Genomic DNA, 13,917 nt, shown 5'->3' with positions numbered 1-13,917 from the left:
CACACGCGGATGCCCCGGTGCGACCGGCCCGGCCCCGCTCGGCCGGGGCCCGGTCGCACCGGGGCTGTCGGGGGGTGGAGGTCAGTCCACGGGGGCCAGCGGGACGTCCAGGTAGGACTCGAAGCCCTCGGGCGAGGTGATGTCGAGAGTGGTCACCGAGGTGGCGGTGTCGGGAGTGGCGAAGAGCGGGTCGTGGGTGTCGACGACCAGTTGCAGCCGGCGGCCCTTGGCCAGGACGTAGTGGGCGGGCTGGAGCCGGAGGGTCACCGTGGTGGTCTCGCCCGCCGGCTGGTCGGTGAAGGTGTGGGGGGCGTGGGTGATGATCGTGGACCGGTCGGCGGCGGGGTCGTTGTCCAGCAGGTAGGCCACGATCGTGGCGTTCGCCCGCTGCGGGGTCACCGTCAGCCGCAGCTCCAGTTCGCCCTGCACGCGCGAGGCCCGCTCCAGCGGCGCGGAGTGCCAGAGCGCCGCGAGACCACGGTCGATCTCGGCGGTCCGGTAGACGTGGGGCAGGCCCGCGCGCTCGGCCAGGCCGGTCTGCACCAGCTTCGGGGCGACGACGACGTCGGTGCCCTGCCCGGTGGCCTTCACGGTGCGCGACCAGCCCGCCCGCGGCCCGTCCTCGGTCAGCTCGCCGTCGCTCGTGCCGGAAGCCACGTCCGTCAGGTGGAGGCGCTTCGGAGGCAGGGCGTAACTGGCCCAGTCGGGGTGACGCTGGTCGGACAGGAGGTTGTGCATGTACTCCGAGCGGACGTCGAAACGCGGCTCCCGCCCGTCACCGGCGGTCCCGCCCAGATGGTGGTCCAGCCAGCGGTAGGCCATCTCGGTGGGCTTGGACAACAGACCCGCCAGGCCGGGGAGTTCACCGTTACCGTGATCGCCGACCTGCACGAGGAGCGACTTGGGGCCCGTCAGGCCGTTGTGGAAGTCGATGACGGCCGGCACCGAGAAGATCGTCTCGTGCCAGGCGGTCGTGAGCAGGATCGGCGTCCCGGCGTCGTTGTACGCGTCCAGGTAGGCGCGGGGCGACCGCTCCCGCGCGAACTCCCTTACCTGGTCGTCGATCGTGTTGGCGCGGACCTTCTGGATGACCTCGCGGAACTCCGGCGAGCACCGGTCCTCGCCGAACAGCTTCACCAGCGCCTCGAAGGCCGCCAGGTGGCGGGTGCCGTTCTCGTACAGCGAGGCGAGCAGGTCACCCCAGGCACTCGTGCCGGCCACGGCCTTGATCCGCCGGTCCCGCGCGGCGGCCAACAGGCTCGTCCCGGCGCCGTAGGAGGAGCCGAAGAAGCCGATCCGCTCCGCGTCGGCCGGCGTGTTGGCCAGCACCCAGTCCACGACCTCGGCGGCGTCGGCCACGTCCCGCGGCCCGGCCACGTGGATCTCACCCGTGGACTTGGCCAGACCACGCTGGCTGTAGGCCAGCACGACGTAGCCACCCAGGGCCCAGCGCGGGAGCATGCCCAGATAGGCGCGGTGCCCGACGTTGATCAGCGGGGCGGGCAGGACGACGACGGGGAAGGTCTGCCCGGGGGCGGGGTCACGCGGGACGCTCAACGAGGCGTCCAGCACCGTCCCGTCCGCCAGCGTGATCGCGACCTCCGTGAACCGGGCGATCTCGGCGTAGACCTCGTACGTGTCGGCCAGACCCCACTGGTCCAGGCGGCCGATACGACGTGGCGACGGGTCCGACAGCCCCTCGCGGATGGCTTCCAACCGGGCGTGGTCGTCGGCGTTCAGCGCGAACGGGGAGTCGAAGGTGCCGTCAACAGGCATGCGGGCGCCCGCCTTCCGTGCGGTGGTGGTGACGAGTGGTCGTCTCATGCTCACCCCACGAAGATCGCCCTCAGGGAAACGTGCCCCATTGACCACTCGAACGGGCGATCGGCACTGATCAAACCCCTTAGCCGGATAACCAGCCAGAACACGGCTGATAGCCGTCGGTGGTGGGGTGCTTGGGCAGGACTCTCGGCGCGGGCCCACTCGGAGTGAGGCCCGCGCGGCGTCGAGCCCACGCGGCGTCGCCCCCCGGGCCCGTGCGGCTGGAGATGCGCGCTCCGTCCGGCCGCACGGGTTGTCGTTCAGCGGGGCCGGGGCCGCCAGCGGGGCCGGGGGCCCGGTGACTCCGTCACTGGCCGAAAGTGATTTCCGTCGCGACCAGGAAATAGCCCAGGACCTCCGCGTCGCGGTTCAGGACCTGGAAGAAGAACTCGAATACGCCCACCCCCCGACCCGTGACCCGCATGTCCCAGGCGTGCTTCCTGAACTCCTGGGTCGCGAAATGCGTGTCGCCCTCGTCCCGGGGGTCCGGATAGGGCACCTGAACCGGGTGGATTTCGGCCGAGAACCCCGATGCCAGGCCCTGTCCACTGACATTGCGACAGTGGTACATCAACACCGCGTACGAGGAGTCGAGTGCGATGCTGGTCTCCTGCCAGCGCACGACGTCACCGGGCTCGGCGTCAATCCGCACCACACCGGAAGCCGGCGGCGACAACGCCCCGGCCAGAGGCGGAATGTGCACGTACTTCTCGTCCACCCACGTCGGTGCGTCGGATTTCCGCGAAGGATTCTCGTACCGCGCGACAATCGATTCCGCGTCGAACACCACGAGGACGTCAATGCGGCGCGACGCCTTACCGCCGCCCGCGTCTTCTGCCATAGCTGACCTCCAGCACTGGGCCCACGATTCCTACGGCCGCCTCCCCCCTGGGTGAGGCTCCGTGGCGCCCGGCCGAGCGGACCGGGCGCCACGGCGGGCGCACGCTAGCTGATCGTGAGGAACGGGTCCCACGAGAAGTAGCCGACGACCTTGCCGTCCTGGTCAATGACCTGGAAGAAGAACGTGTACGAGTCGCTGCCCTTGTTCAGGACCTCCGCCGACCAGTGCGGGGCGATGACGTCCTTCTGGGTCTTGAACGCCGCCTCGTCACCCGCCTGCGGGTCCGGGTAGGGCAGGTCGGCCGTGGGGCGCTTGGACTGCGGCGTCTCGATCAGCTTTTTCGACGGGTCACCGGGAACGTAGCGGTAGAACAGCACGCTGTAGAAGGAGTCGACCGAGTAGGTGGTCTCGCGCCAGCGAATGGTGTCCTGCCGCTTCGCGGAAACGTTGAGTTCGGCCCCGGAACTACCGTTGACCTCGTTCTTGTGTCGAACCGTCATGTAGATGTAGGACTTGGGGTCGCTGACGGGCGTCGGGTTGTTGTGGTCCTGGGACGGGTTCTGCGTGTTAGCGATAAGATCCTGGGCGTTGATGGCAACCAGTACGTCGATTGTTTCCGACATTTACGCCTCCCGCTGTGCGGCTTTCCCACAGACCGACCTTCGGCCTGTGGGGCACAAAGCTAGAACCGCGAGCCGCGACACCACCGCAGGAGGCGGCGTTTCTTTTGGTGCTCTTCGCTGTCCGAGTAGAGGTCCTGTGAACCCCCTCGTCACGCGCCTTGTCCCCGACGAGTTGTGGAAATCCTTCCGAGTGGTCGTGCCCTCCCAGCAGCCGAGCCGACCGCAGGGCGGTGGTCGCCGCAAGGCCGACGACCGGGCGGTGCTGGCCGGCATCGTCTTCGTCACCCTGACCGGCTGCGCCTGGCGGGAGCTGCCGCCGGCACTCGGCCCCCGCTGGCAGACGGTCTACCGCCACTTCTCCGAGTGGAGCCGCGCCAGCACGTGGGAGCGGCTGCGGCACGTCGTCACCCAGCGGCGCGGGAACTCGGCCGAGGACCTGTGGGTCCGCCTCGTGGTCGACTCGCTGCACGAGCGGTGGGCGTCGTACTAGCGGAACCGAGCGCGCCACATACGACACGGGAGCGGCACACGGCGACAGTCGGCCCGCCAAAAGAAACAGAGCGTGCACCGACAGTTCACCCGTACGAGGGGTCACCGTCCCGGCCACCCGCCCCGACATCAGTGAACTCACCGTACATACAAGGCAGTTGACGCCGACAACGACCATCGGACCGACGCCCCGCCCACTCCCCGTACGCGGGGGTCGTACGGCGGGGGGAAGGGCGCGCCCTTCCCCCCGCCACACGCGGACACCGACCGGCGCCCACCGCGACCGCCGGCCCGGACCCGGCACCCACCGGCTACGGCCACCGGCCGCCCGGGCCACCGACACCGCGACCGCGACCACGGAGGTCACGGCGCCACCACGAGCGCGGGTTCACCACGCCGCGAGCGCCGACGGCCGGCCGCCGACCGCTCAGGTCACGGCTTGGGGCACTGCTTCCAGGCCAGGCGGTAGACGGTGTTGATGTCGCCGTCCGTGGAGTCCATGGTCATGAAGCTGGTCTTCTTCGGGTCCGAGGTGCCGGCGTTCACGCGCAGTTCGGTGTTGACGTTGAAGTTGCGCCGCGCGCCGCAGGGGGCCCAGACGAGCTGGCCCCAGTCGGTCTTGTCGGTGGCCTGCCAGTTGTCGTTGTGCGGGCCCTTGAACGGGTGGGACAGCGAGGCCGTGTCCGGCGAGCCCTGGAAGTAGTACGACGCCTTCTGCTGGCTGGTGGCACCCGGTTGGAGCGAGGCGTAGCCACGGTAGTCCGCGCTGGCGACCGCGTAGGTGAAGCCGCTCGGGACGTACACGACCAGGCTGAGCTGGCAGTTCTTCCTGAAGTCGGTGGGATCGGAGTCACCACCGACTCTCGCCAGGTAGCGGCTGTACGTCACGGTGAAGGCGGTGTTGTCCGGAGCGACGGCCACCTCGGCGGTGCCCTTGGGGCAGCCCGAGCCGTTGACCGTCGCGACCTCGATCACGATCTTGTCGGCGGGCGGGTTCTCGATCGTGGCCGGGCTCTGCGGGGAGAGCGTCGCGCCGAAGAGGCCCACTACCGCGCTGGTCGCGAGAATGCCGGAGTGCATGAGAAGTCCAATCCTGTGCCTTGGGGATGAGCGGTTACGCGGGCACGCGGGGGCCACCGAGGAGCTGGGGACGTGCTGTGCGTGAGCGGCGACCCGCCGGAACCCGTACCGATGGAGCGGTACGGCGGAGACGCATGGGATCAGAGCGCCATGCGCATGCCAATTGAGCGAGATGTTAAGGAGCCGTACGGGGGTCGCCTAGGGCGAACTCAGGCCAAACCGAGGGCATACGACGTATAGGGGCCATACGTCGTAGAGCACCCGCCCGTGGTCCCGGGTGCCGCGAGCCCGCGCCGGCGCGGCGTTCGGCCACGGTGGGGGCCGCCGTCGTGCCCGCACCGCGCCCGGCCACGGTGGGGGCCGCCGCGCACGTCCGCCGCGCCCACCGTCGCCCGCCGTGTTGCGTACCGTGGCGGCCGTGCCCACCGCCGGTTATCGAGAGGCCGTCACATGCCCACCGTCAGCTTCTTCTTCGACGCGGGATCGGGCGGCGCCCTGTGGCCCACCACACCCGAGGACCGGGAGGAGTGGGGATACCCCGTGGAGCTGGACCGACTGCCGATCGGCGACGCGACGCGCGCCGCGCTGGGCGAGCTGATCGCCCGCTACGACACGTCGTTGAACTGGGACTACCCACCCGACCCGGGCCCCTGGCGCGAAGCGGAGTGCCGTCACTTCAACGAGGCGGTCGGGCGCGTCCTGGACCGCCTCCGTGCCGAACTCGGCCCGACCTGGCGGATTCACGACGCGTTCCCGCCGCTCCACGAGGACCCGGACCTTGACCGCTACCTGGCCGACCCGGCCCGGTTCACGCGCGGCTAGCTTCGCCTGGGCGGGTGCGCCTGGGCGGCGGGGTTCGCCTGGGCGGCGGGCTGCGGAGTGGGGCGCGCCTGGGCGGCGGGCTTGCGGGGTGAGGGCGGCGGGGTTGGGGGCTGGCTTGCGAGGTGGGCTGGCTGTGAGGTGGTGCGCGCCAGGGCGGCACGCTGCGGAGCGGGGTGCGCCTGGGCAGCGGGCTGCGGGGTGGGCTGGCTATTGCGTGGGCTGGCTGCGGGGTGGCGGACGTCAGGGCGGGCGCCGGGTGGCGGGGTGCGGGCTGCGGGGTGGGTTGGTTCGCGCGGCGACGGGGGCCGGGAAGCGGGCGACGCGCGGCGGTGACGGGAGCGGGCGCGGGCCTCATCATGTGAGGGGCGTGGCGGCAGCCACGGAGCGCACCAGCGGCGCGTGCGCCGCCATGTCGGAGGCCGGCCACCGGGGGCAGCCGGGCGCGCGGGACCTCGACGTGGGCGCGTACGACCTGGGCGCGTACGACGTGGGCACGTACGACAGGGGAGGAAAGCCATGCACGCGGACGGCCGAGCGAAGAGCACCGAGACCGTCAACAGCCGCCCCACCGGCACGGCCCCCCGTCACGCCGCCCCGCCGCCTCCCCCGCTCCTGGCCCTCCAACGCGAGGTCGGCAACGCGGTGGTGGGCCAGCTCCTCCACCGGGCCGAACGCCCCGCGCCAGGCGCCTCCGTACGCCAGGTCCTGCGCACGCCGGGGCGCCCCCTGGACGACCGGTTGCGCGCCGACATGGAGTCGCGGCTCGGCGCCGACTTCTCGGGCGTCCGCGTCCACGAGGGCGCCGCCGCCCGGGCCTCCGCCGCCGACATCGACGCCCGCGCCTACACCCACGGCCAGCACGTCGTCCTCGGCGAGGGCGGCGGCGACCGGCACACCCTGGCCCACGAACTCACCCACGTCATCCAGCAGCGTCAGGGCCCGGTCGCCGGCACGGACGACGGGACGGGGCTGCGGATCTCCGACCCCTCGGACCGCCACGAACGCGAGGCCGAGGCGAACGCCGGGCGGGTGATGTCCGGCAGCGGAACCGACGCGCAGAGCGCGGGAACACCGCAGGTCACGGCGGTGTCGGAACAGCGGTCATCCGTGCAACGCGCGGTCGAGAACGACACCTACCTGGACGACGACGACCCGAACAAGGCCGACGCGCGGGAGTTCTTCGACGCCGTCGACGCTCTCACCCAGGCCGCCTACCACCGCGTCGTCAACTCCCCCAACCTCAGCGCCTCCGGGGTCTCGGCCAAGTACCTGGCCCACATCCACCGTTGGAACACCACCTGGACCGAGTACGTGGGAGGCGGGAAGCCCAAGCTCATGGCGGCCCGCTTCGGGTACGCGGTGGAGGCGCTGGTCACCTCCGCCATCGAGGCGAGCAACCCGATGACCGGATTCACGATCGGCGCGCAGGTCGCCCACGGCTCGACCCGGCCCGACCTGGTACTCCGGGCGAACAACCACGCCGAGATCGCCTGGGTCGACATCACGGCGTCCGGAAGCGCCGGCCACATCTACGACAAGGGCGACTGGAGCAGGGACATCTCCATGTTCGCGGAGGTGACGTACCCGTCCGTGAACAACGCGACCCTGTACCTGATGCGGCAGAACCTGGCCAACGGGGTCGCGATGACCGCCGAGGAACTCGCGGAGCGGAAGGCGGAGGCGGAGATCAGGTACAAGGAGCAGAAGGCCACCTGGAAGGCGCTGGCCACCGAAGTACTGGAGGGCGACGTCCAGAACCAGGTCGAGCAGCGGACGGGACTCCCGCCCAAGGTCTGGGAGCTGGCCGGCAACAAGGAGAAGGTCCAGGAGGCCATCGCCCAGATCCTGGGCGACGAGTTCGACGCCGAGACGCCTCCTCCCCTGACGATGGTGCCCAGCATCCTGGAGGCTCTGGGGTTGCAGCCGAAGGCGAGGAAGTGGGGCGAGTTCACCGTGGGGTTCAGCGTGAGCACGCCGGCCGGCGACGCGTGGCTCGTCGACCACCCCCACCCGCGCCTACGTCCCGATGTGACACAGCCGTAGCGCCTCGCCACTCCGCGCGCCGGGACACCACCCGGCGTCCACGGCGACAGGCACCACGGCGGCGAACACCACGGCGACGGGCGCGCCCCTCACCGACCACACCCCCGCCAGGCCCGCCCCGGCAGCCTGACCCAACCAACCCGACTCCGGGCGGCCCGCGCCCAGCCAGCCCGCACCCCGGCGGCCCGTTCCCGCCCAGTCCGTCCCCACCAGCCCGCACGAGCGGCGGCCGTGCCCCGGGGACGGCGGCGGGTCGTACTCACTCCCGCGTGAGGACCTCGTGGACGAGGCGGGCCCACTGGGTCACGACGCGTTCGCGACGGGAGGCGTCGTCCGTGAGGAGGTTGGCCAGACCGAGGCCACGGGCCATGTCGAGGAGGCCCTGGACGGTCTCGCGTGCGCCGGGGACGCCCTCGTCCGCGCCGAGGAGTTCGATCGCCATGCGGTGGCTCTCGCGACCGATGCGGGCCTCAAGTGCCGTGACCCGCGAGCCCAGTTGGGGCTCGTTCGCGGCCGCCACCCACAGTTGCAGCGCGGCCCGGAACAGGGGGCCCGTGTACAGGTCCACCAGCGCGTCCACCACGGCGTGCGTGCGCTCGGGGCCGTCGCCCTCGGGCGGGTCGGCCGCGTCGGACAGCAGCGCGCGCAACGCCGCCGAGCGCTCCTCGGCGACCTGCTCGACAGCGGCCGTGAACAGGTCCTCGCGCGTGGGGAAGTGGTGCTGCGCCGCCCCACGGGACACCCCCGCCCGCTCGGCCACCACCGACACCGTAGAACCCGCCCAGCCGTGCTCGGCCAGACAGGCGATGGCCGCCTCAAGCAGCCGCTGCCGGGTGGCGCGGCTGCGGTCCTGTTTCGGGTCACGCAGTGCGGGGCGCGCGGTCACCGGAAATCCTCCACGGTACGGGGGCCTTCGGCCGTGGCGGCGTCGGCTGCGGGGTGGGTTGGGGAGTGAGGTGTGGGGGTGGGTGTGGCTTCGGCTGTGGGGTGGGGTGGGGGTGGTTCTTCGGCCGCGCGATGGGTGGGGGGCTCGGTGGTAGCGGGTTCGGATTCGGGGGTGGCGGGGGCGGGCTCGGGCTCGGGTTGGCGAGCGGTGGCGGCGGGTTCGGCCTCGGGGGCGGCGGCGGGCTCGGGTGGGGTGGTCAGCCAGGCCGGGGCGCGGCGTTCCAGGAACGCGGTCATTCCCTCACGCGCTTCGGGCGAGCCGAAGAGTTGGGCCGAGCGTTCGACCAGCGCGGCCGTGTCGCGGTCGAAGACCCGCAGCACTTCCGCCGTGGCCAGCCGCTTCGACGCGGCCAGCCCCTGGGGCGAGCCCCGGCGCAGGCCGTCCAGGACCGGGGCCAACGCCTGGTCCGGGTCGCCGGCGAGGGTGACCAGGCCGATGCGGGCCGCCTCCGACGCGTCGAAGCGCTCGCCGGTCAGGTAGTAGCGGCCGACCGCGCGTGGGTCCAGCCGGGGCAGCAGCGGCAGGGAGATCACGGCGGGCGCCAGGCCGAGCCGGGCCTCGGTGAACGCGAAGCTCGCGGCGGGCCCGGCCACGGAGATGTCGCAGGCTCCGAGCAGACCGAGCCCGCCGGCGCGTACGTGCCCGGTGACCCGGGCCACCACCGGCACCGACAACTCCACGACGGCACGCATCAGCCGGGCGAGGCCCAGCGGCCCGGCCACCGGCGCGTCCCCCTCCGCCGCCGCTCCGCCCACCGCCTCACTCAGATCGGCACCGGCGCAGAACGTGTTGCCCGTGTGGTCGAGCAAGACGGCCCGCGTCGCGGGGTCCGCCGCCGCGGCCACCAGGCCCGCCAGCAACTCCGTCACCAGGCGGGACGAGAGCGCGTTGCGGTTGTGCGGCGAGTCGAGGGTGAGCGTGGCGATGCCACGGTCGTGCCCGCGACGCACGAGCGGCGCCACGGACCCCGGGCGCTCGGACGGGTGGGTCATCGGTCCGCCGACCTCCTTCCTGTTTCCTGCCTGATTCCTGGCTGTTTCCCGCCACCGGCCCGGGGCCTGGCCCGGCGATCGGCCGGTGGTCGGCGGCCTCGACGAGCGCGGGTGGCTGGCGCTGACGTTCCGACCGTGGCTGGCCGAGCGTGTCGCCTCGCGGCGGGCTGGGTCTGTCGCTCTCGGCTGGTTCGGTCGCGGCTTGTCGCCTCGCGGCTGGCTGCTTGGTGGCGGGTGGGTTGTGGGTGGGTTGTGGGTGGGTGCGTACCGCTGGGTGGGTTGTGGGTGGCTGGGGTCGGGCTGGCGGGGTGGGCGGGGCTGGTCGGCGGTCGGCCTTCGTCTCGGGTGGGATCGGCGAGGTGCCGGCGCGGGCGGTGGACGGAAGAACCTATTCAACTCGCCACGTCAGCGCACGGGGCGCGCCGGGGGCGGCGGAAGCGCTCGGGCGCTCGTTGAGGTTGATGGCCTGCGGGCCCCACTGGTTCCCCGGAGCACGCATCCCGGAGCCTCGATCCCGGGCACCCCGTACCCGACCCGTACGACCACGAGCCCCCAACCCGTACGACCCCGAGCCCCAACCCGTAGCACTCCGACCGCTGCCCCCTACACGCACGGACTCCCACTCCCGGGCACCCCCGACCTCCGCCCCGGACCACCACGGGCCCCGCCCCGGACGCCCACCACCCCGCGCCCCCCCGGCGAGCGGTGCGTACCCGGCGGGATACTCGGGATCCACAGAACACGCGGACCATACGGGCCAGGCAGGTCATACAGGCCGTACGGGGCACGTGGGTCAGTACGACTTGGGCAGGCCCAGCGTGGTGTGGGAGACGAAGTTCAGGATCATCTCGCGGCTGACCGGCGCGATACGGACGACCCGCGCGCCGGTGATCAGCGACGCCAGGCCGTACTCCGAGGCGAGCCCGTTGCCGCCGAGGGTGTGCACGGCCTGGTCGACGGCGTTCACGGTGGCCTCGCCCGCCGCGTACTTCGCCATGTTGGCCGCCTCACCGGCCGCCATGTCGTCGCCCGCGTCGTAGAGGACGGCCGCCTTGCGCATCATCAGCCGGGCCAGTTCCACCTCGATGTGCGCCTGGGCCAGCGGGTGGGCTATGGCCTGGTGGGTGCCGATCGGCGCCTGCCAGACCTGACGGGTGCTGGCGTACTCGACGGCGCGGGCGATCGCGAACCGCGCCATGCCGAGGCCGAAGGCGGCCGTCATGACCCGCTCCGGGTTCAGGCCGGCGAAGAGTTGGAGGAGACCGGCGTCCTCGTCGCCGACCAGCGCGCCGGCCGGCAACCGCACCTCGTCGAGGGTCAGCTCGAACTGCTTCTCCGCCGCCGACACCTCCATCGGGATCTGCCGGTAGCCGAAACCCGGGGTGTCCCGGTCCACGATGAACAGGCACGGCTTGAGCTTGCCGGTGCGGGCGTCCTCCGCGCGGCCGACGATCATCGTCGCGTCGGCGACGTCCACACCGGAGATGAAGACCTTGCGGCCGGTGAGCGCCCAGCCGTCACCGTCCCGACGGGCGGTGGTGGTGATGCGGTGCGAGTTCGACCCCGCGTCGGGCTCGGTGATGCCGAACGCCATCGTGCGCGAGCCGTCGGCCAGCCCCGGCAGCCAGGCCCGTTTCTGCTCCTCGGTGCCGAAGCGGGCGATGACGGTGCCGCAGATGGCGGGCGAGACGACCATCAGCAGCAGCGGGCAACCCGCCGCGCCCAACTCCTCCAGGACGATGGAGAGTTCGACGATCCCGCCGCCCCCGCCGCCGTACTCCTCCGGCAGGTTGACCCCGAGATAGCCCAACGCGCCTGCCTCCGCCCACAGTTCGACGGGCTGCTGGCCCGCGCGGACGACGGAGTCCATGTACGAGCGGCCGTAACGCTGGCCCAGCGCCGCGACGGCGGAGCGCAGCGCGCGGTGTTCCTCGGATTCGATCAGGGCGTCGGTCATGGGGGTGGTCCTCCTCGAAGCGGTGCGGGGTGCCGTACGAGACGGGGCGGGGTACGCGTCGGGCGTACGGGGCGGGGCGGGGCCCTGGCGCGGGCACGCGGGCACGCCCCTCCGGGGTGATCAGGTGGAGACGACGGCGAGCAGGGCGCCGACCTCCACCTGTTGGCCCGGCGTCACGCGCAGGGCCGTCAGGGTGCCGGCGGCCGGCGCGGTGATCTTGTGTTCCATCTTCATCGCCTCCAGCCACAGCAGCGGCTGTCCGGCCCGCACCGGCTCGCCCTCGGCCACGTCGGCGAGTCGGACGACGGTGCCGGGCATAGGCGCGAGCAGCGAACCGGGCTCGGCACGGGTGGCGGGATCGGGGAAGCGCGGCAGCGCGGTGAAGACGTACGCGGCGGGTTGGCGGGTCGGGACCGGGGACCCGACCGAGGGCGTGACCGGGACCGGGGCTGGAATGGGGGGCGGGGCCGGGGCCTCGGTGGTCGGCGTGCCGGCCGGCGCGGCCTCCCCCGCCGGGCGGGCCCCACGCGGCGACAGCGGCGGTACGTCGACGTACACCGTCCCGTCCTCGTACGCGCTCACCGCGAACCGCCGCCGCACGCCGGCCACCTCCAGGACGACCAGGTCCCGGGTGGCCAAGACCAACCGCGGGTCAGGCAACCCTTCGACGGTCAGACCCGCGCGGGAGAGTTGGTAGCGGACCTCGTGGTCCGTGCCGTCCGGCTCGGCGCGGTAGGTCTTGGTCTGCGGCTGGGACGGCACGTTGCGCCAAGCGCCGCCGAGGCGGGAGCGCCCCTGGCCGTCGGCCAGCGCGGCGGCCAGAGCGGCCAGCCGTACGCCCGACTCGTCCGGCGGGGCCGTCAGGTCGGCGAGATGACGGTCGTAGAAGCCGGTGTCGATGTCGGCGGCGACGAACTCCGGGTGCCGCAGGGAACGGACGAGCAGGTCGCGGTTGGTGACCGGGCCGTGCAGCCGGGCCCGCTCCAGGGCGTGGGCGAGTTGGCGGATCGCCTCCGCGCGGGTCGGGGCCCAGGTGATGACCTTGGCCAGCATGGGGTCGTAGTGGACGCCCACGGTGTCGCCGGCCTCGAACCCGGAGTCCACCCGAGGCCCGGCAGCGGGCCACGCTCCGCCCGACAGCCCGGCCCCGCCCGCCGGCCCGGCGCCCGCCGCGCGTCCCGTCGCGGCCCCGCCCGCCCCCTCCCGTCCGGCCGGGCCCAGGTCGAAGCGGTGGATCGGGCCGGTCTGCGGCTGCCAGTCGCGGGCCGGGTCCTCGGCGTACAGGCGGGCCTCCACCGCGTGCCCGGTGGGTTCGGGCGGGGTGGCGGGCAGCGGGTGGCCCTCGGCGACGCGCAGTTGCCAGGCGACGAGATCGAGTCCGTAGACGCACTCGGTGACCGGGTGCTCGACCTGGAGTCGGGTGTTCATCTCCAGGAAGTAGCCACGGCCCTGCGGAGAGACGAGGAATTCGACGGTGCCCGCGCCCCGGTAGTCGATCGCGGTGGCCGCCCGGGTCGCGGCCTCGTGCAGCGCCGCGCGCAGCCCGGCCGGTAGGGCGGGGGCCGGGGCCTCCTCGATGACCTTCTGGTGGCGGCGCTGGAGCGAGCAGTCCCGGGTGCCGAGCACCCACACCGTGCCGTGCGCGTCCGCGAGGAGCTGCACCTCGACATGGCGCCCGCGCTCCACGTACGGCTCGGCGAACACCTCGCCGTCACCGAACGCCGAGACCGCCTCGGCCCGCGCCGCCTTCACCTCGGCTGGCAAGGCGTCGAGTTCGCGTACCAGGCGCATGCCGCGTCCGCCGCCGCCCGCCGCCGCCTTGACCAGCAGCGGCAGGTCCGCCTCGGTGGCCTCGGCGGGTTCGACCGGGGCGAGCAGCGGCACGCCCGCGTCGGCCATCAGCTTCTTGGCCCGGGTCTTGGACGCCATGGCGGCCATCGCCTCCGGCGGCGGGCCGACCCAGGTCAGGCCGGCGGCCAGAACGGCGCGGGCGAAGTCGGGGCGCTCGGAGAGGAAGCCGTAACCGGGGTGGACGGCGTCCGCGCCACCGGTCAGCGCGGCCCGTACGAGCAGGTCGCCCCGGAGATAGGTGTCGGCGGGGGCGGCGCCCGGCAACCGTACGGCCGTATCCGCCTCGCGGGTGTGCGCGGCGTCCGCGTCGGCGTCCGAGAAGACGGCGACGGTGGCGATGCCCAGCTCACGGCAGGTGCGGAAGATACGGCGGGCGATCTCGCCGCGGTTGGCGACGAGCAGGGTGGTGATCACGGGTGCCTCGGCTCCGATCACTGGTGCGGTCACTGGCG

Annotated in this window: 10 protein-coding genes and 1 pseudogene; 3 read left to right on the top strand and 8 right to left on the bottom strand. The window is 72.7% G+C overall.

From position 1 onward, the window contains the following. Window positions 1–81 precede the first annotated feature (81 nt). The 3 genes from ACFVFR_RS00530 to ACFVFR_RS00520 form a co-directional block, all read right to left on the bottom strand. Entirely contained in the window at window positions 82–1,824 is a 1,743-nt protein-coding gene (locus ACFVFR_RS00530) for a CocE/NonD family hydrolase (RefSeq protein WP_383696415.1), read from the bottom strand. 304 nt (window positions 1,825–2,128) lie between these two features. Continuing rightward, window positions 2,129–2,662, bottom strand: coding sequence for an AidA/PixA family protein (locus tag ACFVFR_RS00525; protein WP_383696413.1), 534 nt, complete (start codon window positions 2,660–2,662; stop codon window positions 2,129–2,131). 104 nt (window positions 2,663–2,766) lie between these two features. After that, window positions 2,767–3,285, bottom strand: coding sequence for an AidA/PixA family protein (locus ACFVFR_RS00520; protein WP_383696410.1), 519 nt, complete (start codon window positions 3,283–3,285; stop codon window positions 2,767–2,769). Between the two features lie 136 nt (window positions 3,286–3,421). Between ACFVFR_RS00520 and ACFVFR_RS00515 the strand changes: the two genes are divergently transcribed. Next, on the top strand, window positions 3,422–3,775 hold the full coding sequence (locus ACFVFR_RS00515) for a transposase (RefSeq protein WP_383696408.1): 354 nt from the start codon (window positions 3,422–3,424) through the stop codon (window positions 3,773–3,775). A gap of 431 nt (window positions 3,776–4,206) precedes the next feature. Here ACFVFR_RS00515 and ACFVFR_RS00510 read toward each other — a convergent pair whose 3' ends face one another. Further along, window positions 4,207–4,854 carry a DUF4360 domain-containing protein gene (locus ACFVFR_RS00510; RefSeq protein WP_383696406.1) on the bottom strand — a complete coding sequence of 216 codons (648 nt, stop codon included), beginning with the start codon at window positions 4,852–4,854 and terminating at the stop codon, window positions 4,207–4,209. Window positions 4,855–5,304: 450 nt separating this feature from the next. Between ACFVFR_RS00510 and ACFVFR_RS00505 the strand changes: the two genes are divergently transcribed. Both ACFVFR_RS00505 and ACFVFR_RS00500 read left to right on the top strand, forming a co-directional pair. After that, the gene (locus ACFVFR_RS00505) at window positions 5,305–5,676 is read left to right on the top strand and encodes a hypothetical protein (RefSeq protein WP_383696403.1); all 372 of its coding nucleotides are present in this window, start codon (window positions 5,305–5,307) and stop codon (window positions 5,674–5,676) included. Between the two features lie 516 nt (window positions 5,677–6,192). Continuing rightward, entirely contained in the window at window positions 6,193–7,719 is a 1,527-nt protein-coding gene (locus ACFVFR_RS00500) for a DUF4157 domain-containing protein (protein WP_383696400.1), read from the top strand. 259 nt (window positions 7,720–7,978) lie between these two features. Here ACFVFR_RS00500 and ACFVFR_RS00495 read toward each other — a convergent pair whose 3' ends face one another. The 4 genes and pseudogenes from ACFVFR_RS00495 to ACFVFR_RS00480 all read right to left on the bottom strand — a co-directional run bounded on the left by ACFVFR_RS00495 (window position 7,979) and on the right by ACFVFR_RS00480 (window position 13,879). Then, the gene (locus tag ACFVFR_RS00495) at window positions 7,979–8,605 is read right to left on the bottom strand and encodes a TetR/AcrR family transcriptional regulator (protein ID WP_383696398.1); all 627 of its coding nucleotides are present in this window, start codon (window positions 8,603–8,605) and stop codon (window positions 7,979–7,981) included. A 260-nt stretch (window positions 8,606–8,865) separates the two neighbouring features. Further along, a pseudogene (locus ACFVFR_RS00490) lies at window positions 8,866–9,657 on the bottom strand (enoyl-CoA hydratase family protein); the annotation flags it as partial. Between the two features lie 793 nt (window positions 9,658–10,450). Next, window positions 10,451–11,614, bottom strand: coding sequence for an acyl-CoA dehydrogenase family protein (locus tag ACFVFR_RS00485; protein WP_383696395.1), 1,164 nt, complete (start codon window positions 11,612–11,614; stop codon window positions 10,451–10,453). Between the two features lie 120 nt (window positions 11,615–11,734). Beyond that, window positions 11,735–13,879 carry a biotin carboxylase N-terminal domain-containing protein gene (locus ACFVFR_RS00480; RefSeq protein WP_383696393.1) on the bottom strand — a complete coding sequence of 715 codons (2,145 nt, stop codon included), beginning with the start codon at window positions 13,877–13,879 and terminating at the stop codon, window positions 11,735–11,737. Window positions 13,880–13,917 lie beyond the last annotated feature (38 nt).

The organism is Streptomyces sp. NPDC057702 (assembly GCF_042799315.1).
Classification (GTDB): Bacteria; Actinomycetota; Actinomycetes; order Streptomycetales; family Streptomycetaceae; genus Streptomyces.
Note: the sequence above shows the minus strand (reverse complement) of the source record. Positions and strands in the feature narration are given on the sequence as shown.

What these genes read in the sequence shown, in the direction of transcription:
- ACFVFR_RS00530 (WP_383696415.1), bottom strand. Translation starts at nt 1,824, where the DNA reads ATGAGACGACCACTCGTCACCACCACCGCACGGAAGGCGGGCGCCCGC.
- ACFVFR_RS00525 (WP_383696413.1), bottom strand. Translation starts at nt 2,662, where the DNA reads ATGGCAGAAGACGCGGGCGGCGGTAAGGCGTCGCGCCGCATTGACGTC.
- ACFVFR_RS00520 (WP_383696410.1), bottom strand. Translation starts at nt 3,285, where the DNA reads ATGTCGGAAACAATCGACGTACTGGTTGCCATCAACGCCCAGGATCTT.
- ACFVFR_RS00510 (WP_383696406.1), bottom strand. Translation starts at nt 4,854, where the DNA reads ATGCACTCCGGCATTCTCGCGACCAGCGCGGTAGTGGGCCTCTTCGGC.
- ACFVFR_RS00505 (WP_383696403.1), top strand. Translation starts at nt 5,305, where the DNA reads ATGCCCACCGTCAGCTTCTTCTTCGACGCGGGATCGGGCGGCGCCCTG.
- ACFVFR_RS00500 (WP_383696400.1), top strand. Translation starts at nt 6,193, where the DNA reads ATGCACGCGGACGGCCGAGCGAAGAGCACCGAGACCGTCAACAGCCGC.
- ACFVFR_RS00485 (WP_383696395.1), bottom strand. Translation starts at nt 11,614, where the DNA reads ATGACCGACGCCCTGATCGAATCCGAGGAACACCGCGCGCTGCGCTCC.